Source organism: Caballeronia ptereochthonis (genome assembly GCF_001545075.1).
Taxonomy (GTDB): Bacteria; Pseudomonadota; Gammaproteobacteria; order Burkholderiales; family Burkholderiaceae; genus Caballeronia; species Caballeronia ptereochthonis.
On sequence record NZ_FCOB02000005.1, the window covers coordinates 294,133 to 301,242 of the forward strand.

Annotated in this window: 6 protein-coding genes; 4 read left to right on the forward strand and 2 right to left on the reverse strand. The window is 63.6% G+C overall.

Annotated elements, in window-relative coordinates:
• Window positions 1-5: 5 nt before the first annotated feature.
• The 3 genes from alc to ltaE all read left to right on the forward strand — a co-directional run bounded on the left by alc (window position 6) and on the right by ltaE (window position 2,644).
• On the forward strand, window positions 6-1,019 hold the full coding sequence (alc, locus tag AWB83_RS07675; protein WP_087043869.1) for an allantoicase: 1,014 nt from the start codon (window positions 6-8) through the stop codon (window positions 1,017-1,019).
• Window positions 1,019-1,519, forward strand: coding sequence for an ureidoglycolate lyase (locus tag AWB83_RS07680; protein ID WP_087043871.1), 501 nt, complete (start codon window positions 1,019-1,021; stop codon window positions 1,517-1,519). The genes alc and AWB83_RS07680 overlap by 1 nt, the downstream gene beginning before the upstream one ends.
• Window positions 1,520-1,627: 108 nt before the next feature.
• Window positions 1,628-2,644 carry a low-specificity L-threonine aldolase gene (gene ltaE, locus AWB83_RS07685; protein ID WP_087043873.1) on the forward strand — a complete coding sequence of 339 codons (1,017 nt, stop codon included), beginning with the start codon at window positions 1,628-1,630 and terminating at the stop codon, window positions 2,642-2,644.
• Between the two features lie 65 nt (window positions 2,645-2,709).
• Here the strand turns inward: ltaE and AWB83_RS07690 are convergent, their stop codons facing one another.
• Together AWB83_RS07690 and uraH are read right to left on the reverse strand one after the other, a co-directional pair.
• The gene (locus tag AWB83_RS07690) at window positions 2,710-3,903 is read right to left on the reverse strand and encodes a urate hydroxylase PuuD (RefSeq protein WP_087043875.1); all 1,194 of its coding nucleotides are present in this window, start codon (window positions 3,901-3,903) and stop codon (window positions 2,710-2,712) included.
• 91 nt (window positions 3,904-3,994) lie between these two features.
• The gene (gene uraH / locus AWB83_RS07695; protein WP_087043877.1) at window positions 3,995-4,348 is read right to left on the reverse strand and encodes a hydroxyisourate hydrolase; all 354 of its coding nucleotides are present in this window, start codon (window positions 4,346-4,348) and stop codon (window positions 3,995-3,997) included.
• 481 nt (window positions 4,349-4,829) lie between these two features.
• On the opposite strand from uraH, the gene AWB83_RS07700 reads away from it, so the two are divergent.
• A complete protein-coding gene (locus tag AWB83_RS07700; protein WP_096059359.1) occupies window positions 4,830-6,188 on the forward strand; it encodes an 8-oxoguanine deaminase in 1,359 nt (452 codons plus the stop codon).
• Window positions 6,189-7,110: the final 922 nt, after the last annotated feature.

The following is a 7,110-nucleotide window of genomic DNA, read 5'->3' on the forward strand; positions in this document are numbered from 1 at the left end:
AGACAATGGCAATTCCGACACTCGATCCCAACGCGCCCGAGTTCACGCGCCGCTATGTTAACCTCGCGGACCCGCGTCTGGGCGCGCAGGCACTCGAGGCGAGCGACGATTTCTTCGCGCCGAAGGAGCGCATGCTGAACCCCGAGCCGGCGGTGTTCATTCCCGGCAAGTACGACGATCACGGCAAGTGGATGGACGGCTGGGAAACCCGCCGCAAGCGCACGACCGGCTATGACTGGTGCATCGTCAAGCTGGCGCGTCCGGGCGTGATCAAGGGTATCGATGTCGATACGAGCCACTTCACGGGCAACTTCCCGCCGGCGGCGTCGATCGAAGGCGCGCATGTCGCGGAAGGCGGCTCGCCGAATCAGTCGACGCAGTGGACGGAGATCGTGCCGTCGACGACGCTGCAGGGCAACCACCACCATTATCTGGAAGTGAGCGCCGGGCAGCCGTTCACGCATCTGCGCGTGAACATCTATCCGGATGGCGGCATCGCGCGTCTGCGCGTGTACGGCCAGCCGCAGCTCGACTGGAGCAATGCGGACCGCAACCAGCTCGTCGATCTCGGCGCGATGGAAAACGGCGCGTACATGGTCGGCACGAACAACCAGCACTTCGGCCTCGCGTCGACCATTCTGATGCCGGGGCGCGGCGTGAACATGGGCGACGGCTGGGAAACGCGCCGCCGCCGCGAGCCCGGCAACGACTGGTGTATCGTCGCGCTGGCGCAGCCGGGCATCATCAGGAAGGTCGAAGTCGATACCGCGCACTTCAAGGGCAACTATCCGGACCGCTGCTCGCTGCAGGCCGCGTATGTGAAGGGCGGCACGGACAGCTCGCTCGTCACGCAGGCGATGTTCTGGCCGGTGCTGCTCGGCGAACAGAAGCTGCAGATGGACAACCAGCATTTCTTCGAGTCGGAACTGGCGGCGCTCGGCCCCGTGACGCACGTGCGCTTCAATATTTATCCCGACGGCGGCGTGTCGCGCCTTCGTCTCTTCGGGACGCTCGCATAATGAAAAAGCTCGCTATCGAACCGTTGACGCGCGCTGCGTTCAAGCCTTTCGGCGATGTCATCGAACTCGATGGCGCGAAGCAGATCCCGATCAACCTCGGCACCACGATCCGCTTTCACGATCTGTGCAACGTGGACGTCACGGAGCAGGGCGGCCATACGCTCGTCAATCTCTTTCGCGGGCAGCCGCGCGCGTTGCCGTTCGAAGTGAAGATGATGGAGCGGCACCCGCTCGGCAGCCAGGCGTTCGTGCCGCTCGACGACCGGCCGTATCTCGTGGTCGTCGCGCCGGCGGGCGATCTTGACGAGTCGAAGATTCGCGCCTTCGTCACGAGCGGCTGGCAAGGCGTGAACTATGCGAAGGGCGTGTGGCATCATCCGCTGCTCTCGCTCGGCAAGGTGAGCGACTTCATCGTCGTCGATCGCGGCGGGGAAGGGCACAATCTCAACGAGCAGGACCTGAAGGAATCGCTCTGGCTCACCGAGGAGGCGATGCGCTGAGCGTATCGCTTCATGGAAGCACTCGAAGGACCGGCGGAGTTTCCCCCGGTCCTTTTGTTTTTCTGGCGCTAAGATACGACGTTCATCTTTGACGAGCCAGGAAAAGCGATGTCCGAACGCCTAATCGATCTGCGCAGCGATACCGTCACCCGTCCCAGCAAGCCGATGCTCGCCGCGATGTCCGCGGCTGAAGTCGGCGACGACGTCTGGGGCGACGATCCCACCGTTCTGAAACTTCAGGCCACGCTCGCGGAGCGCACCGGCAAGGAGGCGGGCCTGTTCTTCCCGAGCGGCACGCAAAGCAATCTCGCCGCCCTGATGGCGCATTGCGCGCGCGGCGACGAGTACATCGTCGGGCAGTCTGCGCACACGTACAAGTACGAAGGCGGCGGCGCGGCCGTGCTCGGCAGCATTCAGCCGCAGCCCATCGAAAACGCGCCGGACGGCTCCCTGCCGCTCGAGAAGATCGCGGCGGCCATCAAGCCGATCGACAATCACTTCGCACGCACGAAGCTGCTCGCGCTCGAGAACACCATCGGCGGAAAGCTGCTGCCTGCCGCTTACGTCGCGCAGGCAACGCAACTCGCGCGCGATCGCGGCCTGTCCACGCATCTGGACGGCGCGCGCGTGTTCAATGCGGCCGTCGCCTCCGGCAAGCCGGTCGGAGATTTGTGCGCGCCGTTCGATACGGTATCGATCTGCTGCTCGAAAGGCCTGGGTGCGCCCGTGGGTTCGGTGCTGGTCGGCAGCCGCGCGCTGATCGACGTCGCGAGCCGCTGGCGCAAGGTGCTCGGCGGCGGCATGCGGCAGGCGGGCGTGCTCGCGGCGGCGTGCCTGTACGCGCTGGATCATCACGTCGAAGGTCTCGCGCAGGATCATGACAACGCCGCGCATCTCGCTGCCGGACTCGCGCAGATCGACCAGATCACCGTGCAGTCGCACGCCACCAACATGGTTTTCGCGCAGATTCCCGAGGCGCATTGCGCGCCGCTCGAAGCCTTCTTCAAAGAGCGCGGCATTCTCACGCAGATGCTCTATGCGTCGCGCTTCGTCACGCATCGCGACGTGTCGCGTGACGACATCGACACCGTCATTCACGCGGCGAAGCAGTACTTCGCGCGTTGAATGAAAAATGCCCCGCTTCATTTGAAGCGGGGCATTCCATGACTTGCCTCGGACAGCGAAAAAGCTTACTCGACGGCGCCACCAGCAAACCACGCCGCCACCTTCTGACGCTCCGCATCCGTCATCTGCGTGACATTGCCGAGCGGCATCGCCTTGAGCGTCACCGCCTGCTGATGCACGCGCTGCGCGTTCTGCTTGATCTCGGCGGGCGTATCGAGCAGGACGCCTGCCGGTGCGCTGCCCATCATCGTCGGATGCGCGGAGTGGCACGTCGCGCAGCGCTGCTGGATGATCGGCTGGATGTCGGCCACCTTGATCGTCGGCGCACCCGCGGCTTGCGCGACGGGAACGCTGGGGGCGGGCATCGTCCAGGCGAACGCGCCGAGCACCAGCACGAGACCCGCGACCGGCATGTACCACAGCACCTGGCCGCGATGGCGCATCACGAAGAACTGGCGAATCAGCGCGCCGGCCAGCATGATGAGCACGAGGATCAGCCAGTTGTACTTGTGCGTGTAGGTCATCGCGTAGTGGTTCGACAGCATCGCGAACACCACGGGCAGCGTGAAGTACGTGTTGTGCACCGAGCGCTGCTTGCCGCGCTTGCCGTAGATCGCGTTCGGCGTTTCGCCCTTGAGCATCGCGGCGACCATCTTGCGCTGGCCCGGAATGATGACGAAGAACACGTTCGCCGACATGATCGTCGCGATCATCGCGCCGGTGATCAGATATGCGGCGCGGCCGGCGAACACGTGGCACGCGATGAACGCCGCGATCAGCACATAGATGCCGACGCAGATGCCGAGCAGCTTGTCGTTGGTGCCGAGCAGGCGGCACAGCGTGTCATAGACGATCCATCCGGCCATCAGGAAGCCGAGCGCGGCGGATACGGCGACGACCGGGCCCATGTCGAGCACGCTCTTGTCGATGAGATACGTGCTCGGCGACATCAGATACAGCACGAAGAAGAGGCCGAAGCCCGACATCCACGTGGTGTACGACGGCCAGAACGACCAGTGCAGATTCTCCGGCATGTCCTGCGGCGCGACGGAATACTTCTGCATGTGATAGAAGCCGCCGCCGTGGACGTGCCAGAAATCGCCGAACACGCCGCGCCGGCGCGCGTTCGGGTCCGTGGGCGGTTTCAAACTGTTGTCCAGTGCGACGAAGTAGAACGATTCGCCGATCCAGGCGATCGCCACGATGACGTGCAGACAGCGCAATACGAGATTGAGCCAGTCGGTGACAAAGCCTTCCATGTACTCCTCCACTACCGTTTCGTTATGCGCACATCGTCAGAAAGATGGGGACGGGCGCGATGTGCTGGTCTTGCTCTCAGGTCCCGGCTTCTTAGCTCCCGCGATAGGTGCTGTACGCCCACGGCGATACGAGCAGCGGCACGTGATAGTGCGACGACGCATCCGCGATGCCGAAGCGCAGCACGACGCGATCGACGAAGCGCGGCTCGGGCACCTTCACGCCGAGCTTTGCGAAATAATCGCCCGCGTGGAACACGAGTTCGTATTCGCCGGTCGCGAATTCGGCGCCTTCGAGCAGGGGCGCATCGGCGCGGCCGTCGTCGTTGGTCTGGATGGTCTTGATCGCGCTGCGGGCGTCGCCGTTGAGCGCGAACAGCTCGACTTTGATGTTCGCGCCCGGGCGGCCGTGCGCGGTGTCGAGGACGTGGGTAGTGAGCTTGCCCATTCGCATGTTCCTTGTGTTGTGCGAGATTGGCGTCGCGCTGATCCGAAATTCGGCACCTGGGCGGTTCAGGTGCGTCTGCGGCGGATCGAGGCTCCACGTCAGTGGCTACATACCCGTCGGCGTTTCAGATGCGCGCCGTGTACAGCATTGTAGAAATTCGAGACGCGTTGTGCGCCCGCGATAGGAAAGATAATGCCCAACGCATGACAGCGGCGCGTAAGCCTTGCCGGAAAGGGCGCACGGGGGATTCCGGCGCTGCCCGAGGGCTTTTTCGGTGATGCTACCCGCGCCAAAATCCGCGAATATATTGGGGGCCTGAGGACGACTATGACGGCAGCTTGATTGCGTCCGATTTTTTGGCTGCGGACAGTGGCGACGCGCGCAATATCGATGGATATTTGCGGCGTCCCGAAGACGGCGGCCGACGCTGGGTAACCGGGGCTTTTCACTGGTTCCCCAACTGTCTCTGGAGACAAAGCCGATGCAACGCAGTCTTTTGGTCAAGAACGCCCACATGCTCGTCACGATGGACGAGCGTCGCCGCGAGATCGCCGATGGCGGTCTGTATATCGAGGGCAACCGTATCGCCGCCGCCGGGCCGACGAGCGAGCTGCCGCAATCCGCCGACGAAGTGCTCGACATGCGCGGCCATCTCGTGATTCCGGGCCTCGTCAACACGCACCATCACATGTATCAGAGCCTGACGCGCGCGATTCCCGCCGCGCAGAACGCCGAGTTGTTCGGCTGGCTCACGAATCTCTACAGGATCTGGGCGCACCTGACGCCCGAGATGATTTCCGTCTCGACGAAGACCGCGATGGCCGAGCTGATGCTTTCCGGCTGCACGACGTCGAGCGACCATCTTTATATCTATCCGAACGGCAGCCGCCTCGATGACAGCATTGCGGCGGCGCGCGAGATCGGCATGCGCTTTCACGCGGCGCGCGGCAGCATGAGCGTCGGGCAGAAGGATGGCGGCTTGCCGCCCGATTCGGTGGTCGAGAAGGAGGACACGATCCTGAGGGACTCGCAGCGCCTGATCGAGACCTATCACGACGCGGGCCGCTACGCGATGCTGCGCGTGGTCGTCGCGCCTTGCTCGCCGTTTTCGGTGAGCCGCGAACTGATGCGCGACGCCGCCACGCTCGCGCGGGAATATGGCGTTTCGCTGCACACGCATCTGGCGGAGAACGTGAACGATGTCGCCTACAGCCGCGAGAAATTCGGCATGACGCCGGCTGAGTACGCGGAGGATCTCGGCTGGGTGGGCCACGACGTGTGGCACGCGCACTGCGTGCAACTGGACCGGCCGGGCATCGATCTGTTCGCGCGCACGGGCACGGGCGTCGCGCATTGTCCGTGCTCGAACATGCGTCTGGCTTCGGGAATTGCGCCGATCCGCGCGATGCGGGACGCGGGCGTGGCGGTGGGGCTGGGCGTCGACGGTTCGGCATCGAACGATGGCGCGCAGATGGTGGCGGAGGTGCGTCAGGCGCTGCTGCTGCAGCGGGTGGGCTTCGGTCCTGACGCGATGACTGCGCGCGAGGCGTTGGAAATCGCGACGCTCGGCGGCGCGAAGGTGCTGAACCGTGACGACATCGGTGCGCTCGCGCCGGGCATGGCGGCGGATTTCGTGTCGTTCGACCTGTCGCAGCCGTCGTTCGCGGGCGCCCTGCACGACCCGGTGGCGGCGCTGGTATTTTGCGCGCCATCGCAGGTATCGACGAGCGTGATCGACGGCAAAATCGTGGTGAAGGAAGGCCAATTGACGACCCTGGACCTGGGCGCGGTAGTGGAGCGGCACAACCGTCTGGCGGCCGAACTGGCGAACCAGGCGTAAGACGGGGACGCGGCAAAGGCTGAAGCCGGGCCGAATGGAATGAGCACGAAGCGCAGCGCCGGAACGCTCTGGTGCTGAACCAGCATGGCAATCGGACTAGCTTGTCAGGCCGTGTGTGATCCAGGCCCGGTGAGACATATGAGGGCACATCGCCCATGACGTCATCGAGAGCGACCCGGATAGCCCGGATCTCCGGCGCGAAGCCGACGCGGCGTTGCTCGAGATGTTCCGCCGCGAGGACCCGCGGCCGTTCTCGCTCATGGCCGCGTGTGTCGAGTTAGGCGGGGTAAGCGGGCATCGGTCCCTCGTGTGGACATACCTTCGCGGCATTGGCCGCGAGCAAATGCACAGAGGGCGTACCGCTTCCGTCCATTACAGCCGCTGCTGTTGCCAGCCCACCGCCGTTCACCAAGGCTGGAGGCTTCGGCGTTTCAGCCTCTTGCATCAGGCTATCCGAGTGCGCGGACGCGCGAATTTTCTGCAAGGTCTCTTTTGATATTGAGCGATCTTCTGCAAAGCGATTGGCGCGTTTCCTCGCGCAGTAAAGACCGCTTATCAGGACATCCAGGAACGACGGCACTCATCGTCTTATCGGTCGCTGAGTAGATGATTCTGCTGTTTAGTGGCGTTTGGTAGAGGCGGATCGCATCTGTAAAACCCTGTTTCTCACATGAAGAGGCCCGCTGCTGGAATAGCTACGACCGCCCAGCTATTAGCCATCTTGACCGGCTCGCCTTAACCGTAGGTCTGCGTTGTATCCATATTGTGACGAAGCACCACCTAACGATCGCTGAATGAAGAAGCGCGGCCGGATCACCGCCGAAAAGCGACCGTACAAGAACGAGCGACGTGCTCGGCGGGTACGTGCAACTCTCGAAGCGCTTCGGCGCGAGTTTCATTGACGATACCGCGATCGAGATAC

Coding starts and splice junctions, on each gene's coding strand:
- alc (WP_087043869.1), top strand. CDS start 6: ATGGCAATTCCGACACTCGATCCCAACGCGCCCGAGTTCACGCGCCGC.
- AWB83_RS07680 (WP_087043871.1), top strand. CDS start 1,019: ATGAAAAAGCTCGCTATCGAACCGTTGACGCGCGCTGCGTTCAAGCCT.
- ltaE (WP_087043873.1), top strand. CDS start 1,628: ATGTCCGAACGCCTAATCGATCTGCGCAGCGATACCGTCACCCGTCCC.
- AWB83_RS07690 (WP_087043875.1), bottom strand. CDS start 3,903: ATGGAAGGCTTTGTCACCGACTGGCTCAATCTCGTATTGCGCTGTCTG.
- uraH (WP_087043877.1), bottom strand. CDS start 4,348: ATGGGCAAGCTCACTACCCACGTCCTCGACACCGCGCACGGCCGCCCG.
- AWB83_RS07700 (WP_096059359.1), top strand. CDS start 4,830: ATGCAACGCAGTCTTTTGGTCAAGAACGCCCACATGCTCGTCACGATG.